General features: G+C 57.4%; 3 protein-coding genes and 1 pseudogene. 2 read left to right on the top strand and 2 right to left on the bottom strand.

Annotation, left to right across the window (positions count from 1 at the left end; translation table 11 throughout):
• Nucleotides 1-145 precede the first annotated feature (145 nt).
• Complete coding sequence (gene trxB, locus Q0Z93_RS09980) at nucleotides 146-1,075, bottom strand: thioredoxin-disulfide reductase (RefSeq protein ID WP_298065114.1); 930 nt, start codon at nucleotides 1,073-1,075, stop codon at nucleotides 146-148.
• A 1,130-nt stretch (nucleotides 1,076-2,205) separates the two neighbouring features.
• Here trxB and Q0Z93_RS09975 point away from each other — a divergent pair.
• Nucleotides 2,206-2,595: pseudogene (locus Q0Z93_RS09975) on the top strand (M23 family metallopeptidase); the annotation flags it as partial.
• Nucleotides 2,596-2,613: 18 nt separating this feature from the next.
• Nucleotides 2,614-2,928, top strand: coding sequence for a LysM peptidoglycan-binding domain-containing protein (locus Q0Z93_RS09970; protein WP_298065116.1), 315 nt, complete (start codon nucleotides 2,614-2,616; stop codon nucleotides 2,926-2,928).
• 67 nt (nucleotides 2,929-2,995) lie between these two features.
• Here Q0Z93_RS09970 and Q0Z93_RS09965 read toward each other — a convergent pair.
• Nucleotides 2,996-3,305, bottom strand: a 310-nt coding sequence (locus Q0Z93_RS09965; RefSeq protein WP_298065110.1) for a hypothetical protein, incomplete at its 5' end; no start/stop codon positions are given.

Here is a 3,305-nt window from a genome sequence, read left to right as displayed (position 1 = left end):
CCCGACAAAAAACAGGGTTCAAAGAAAGAGGACTGCGGAGCCTAAGGATTAGGGTAATTACAGCCCGGAAAGCCCCCATGGGGCCTTTCTTTTCAAAGAAAGAACAGTCACTCACAGCACCGTGCAAATAAACCGTACAGTTGAATTACAAATTATTTTCAGTCAGGAAACGTTCGCACTCCAGAGCCGCGATACAGCCCGATCCCGCCGCCGTGATCGCCTGCCGATAGTGAGGATCCTGCACATCCCCCGCCGCAAACACCCCCGGCACATGAGTATGCCCGTGATGCGTAATGATATACCCCTGCTCATCCAGATCAAGCTGTCCCTTGACCAGCTCCGTATTCGGATGATGGCCGATAGCCAGGAACATGCCGTCCACATCGATCCGGCGTTCCACCCCGTCATTGGAAACCAAGAGCATGCCCGTCACCCCGTTGTCATCGCCCAGCACCTCCTTGGTGTTATGCTCGAAAATCACCTCGATATTCGGCGTAGAGAACACCCGCTGCTGCATCGCTTTCGACGCCCGCAGGTAATTCTTGCGCACCACTAAGTACACCTGCCGGCAGATCGAAGCCAGATAGGTAGCCTCCTCGCACGCCGTGTCGCCGCCGCCGACCACCGCCACATCCTTCTTGCGGTAAAAAAAGCCGTCGCACGTGGCGCACGCCGACACCCCCATCCCCCGGTACTTTTGTTCCGAAGGCAGCCCCAGGTATTTGGCCGTCGCCCCCGTAGCGATAATAATGGAATCCGCCGTCACCGTCTGGCTCGCACCGTCGAGTTCCACCACGAACGGCCGCACGCTCAGGTCGAGCCGCGAAACGATCCCGAACCGCACATCGGCACCGAACCGCTGCGCCTGCTTCTTGAGGTCTTCCATCATGGCCGTCCCGGAAATCCCGTCGGGATACCCCGGAAAATTCTCGATGTCCGTAGTGGTAGTCAACTGCCCCCCCGGTTCTATTCCCTCGTACACCACCGGCTTCAGGTTGGCCCGCGCCGCATAGATGGCCGCCGTGTAACCCGCCGGCCCGCTGCCCACGATCAGGCACTTGATTCTTTCGGTCATAAGTCTGAATTTTTATGTCGGAATCACTCTTTGTTCAAATGGTGCAAAGTTAATCATTTTGCACGAAGACAAGACGCAAGACCCCGACAATTCGCAAGCAAAAGCGGTTCCCGGCCGAAACATCCGCGTTATTTTTTCTTTCATTATCTTTGTCATGTAAAAGACTATTACCCATGAATCACAGGCTTGCCGGCGGCATACTTTCTTTTGTGCTGGGAGCGGTATGCTTTCTGGCCACAGGATGCTCGCCCCGATTGGCACCGGTCGGCACGGGAGGGCTACTGACCCGCTCTTTCGCGAACTATTCGCAATCGACGGTCGTGCGCAGCGAAGCGCTGATGAGTTCCGCAAAACCCGTCGAAGGCCCTAAGACCCCGGTACCCAAAAAAGAGTCGACCCGGGGATACCATAGCGACGGCGAAGCCTATGCGGTGAGAAGTCAGTCGCAAGTGATCGAACCGGACAGCTACAATACGCCTGCGGCGGTGGCCGGACTGACTTCCGGGCGCAATCGGCAGACAACTTCTGCCGAAGCAGAAACACCGGTACGCTCGGCAGGTATTCCGAAAGTGACAGACGAGTCGATCAATGGATTGAAAAACGTGACATTCGTCTCCCCGCGACAGGTACAGTCCCAGGTGTCGGAGGTGCAAAACTCCCCGGCTCCGCTTCCCGAAAGCCGGACGGCGGCGACGACCCGGATTTCGGAGGTGACGCCTTTGATGAGCAGGCGGGAGCGGAGAGCGATGGAGAAAAAACGCAAAGCGGAGGCCAAACGGCTGCTGGCCGAGCGCGAAGCGGCTGCCCGCACCGGCGGTTCGACCGATCGGCCGGCCACGACTGTGCAGCAACCGGCAGCGGACGCTGCCGAGGAGCGTGAACCGGCGGTCGAGGATTTCCTGCCGAAAACTTCATCCGTGCTGGCGCAGGCGGTGACGATGCCCGATCCGGGAGTAACGGGCAAACCCGTCCCGGAATTCATCCGCACCCCGGCGGACGAAAAGACGATGGTCGATACCGGTTCGGGACCGGAGGCGATAACTCCGCCGACTCATCATTTCAAACCGAACGAAACGGAGCATGTCAAATTCTCTTATTACGACCCGTTCGGAACGGGCAATAACCGTTTTATCGTGGTGCTGAACGAACAGCGGTTCTGCTATCCGTATCCGGGCAAATTCCTGTCGGGGTACGGACGGCGGGGCCGGAGCATGCACACGGGGGTGGATATCAAAGGGATCAAAAACGACACGGTGCGTGCCGCTTTTGCGGGGACGGTACGCCTGTCGAAGCCGTACAGCGGCTACGGCAATTGTGTGGTGATCCGGCACAAGAACGGGCTGGAAACGCTGTACGGACACAATAGCCGGAATTTGGTACAGGTCGGGGATGCGGTTCGTGCGGGCGATCCGATCGCGCTGATCGGACGCACGGGACGGGCGACCACCGAACACTGTCATTTTGAAGTCCGGGTGCAGGGCCAGCATATCAATCCGGCTCTGATCCTGAATTACCAGAACCATAAGTTGCGCAACGGGGTGCTTTCCGTCACCCGGCAGTCGAACGGGCGGATTCTGGCGGTGAACCGGGCCAGCGGCTTAGCGCCGTCGGAAGCGACGGACGTCGAAGATGCCGGTTCCCCGTCGACCGTGGCGGCGGGCGGCGGGCAAACGCGGCTGGCTTCCTCGTCTCAGAAAGGCACGTCTTCGCCGGCGGTCTATACGGTCAAATCGGGGGATACGCTGTGGGGGATCGCCCGGCGCTACGGAACAACGGTGTCGAAACTGTGCACGCTGAACCACCTCGACCGGGAGGCGACGCTGCCGCTGGGCAAGAAACTGAAACTGAGATAACGGTTTTTGAGCTCGGTCATTCGCGGAGGCACGGTACGGTTCGGTATCTTTTGCTTCTCTCTCCGTATTATTTATGATCGCGCTCTATAATCGTCTTTGGATCGACCGAAAAAGCCGTTCTCCGTTTAATGACGTGGGGAACGGCTTTTTGTTGAAGCCGTGTCAACGGATCCTGTGGGCTACCTGGCACCGAAAGGCTGGGAGGTGAAACTCTTTTTAAAAAGTACGGTGTGCATTGTCGGTTTTGCGGTGCATGGAAAGTAAAAACCCTCCTGTCGAATGCAAATCGTTTGTAGAAATCGTAGGTTTTATTGTACGTGTTCGGGAGGGTACTGTTCTCTTTGTGAACAAAGAGAACCAGAAAAACTTTTTGAGAT

This window comes from uncultured Rikenella sp., from assembly GCF_947628055.1.
Lineage (GTDB): Bacteria > Bacteroidota > Bacteroidia > Bacteroidales > Rikenellaceae > Rikenella.
This window is presented reverse-complemented; position numbering and strand designations above follow the sequence as displayed.

Excerpts from the sequence above, each read along its gene's own strand:
- trxB (WP_298065114.1), bottom strand. The coding sequence starts at position 1,075 with ATGACCGAAAGAATCAAGTGCCTGATCGTGGGCAGCGGGCCGGCGGGT.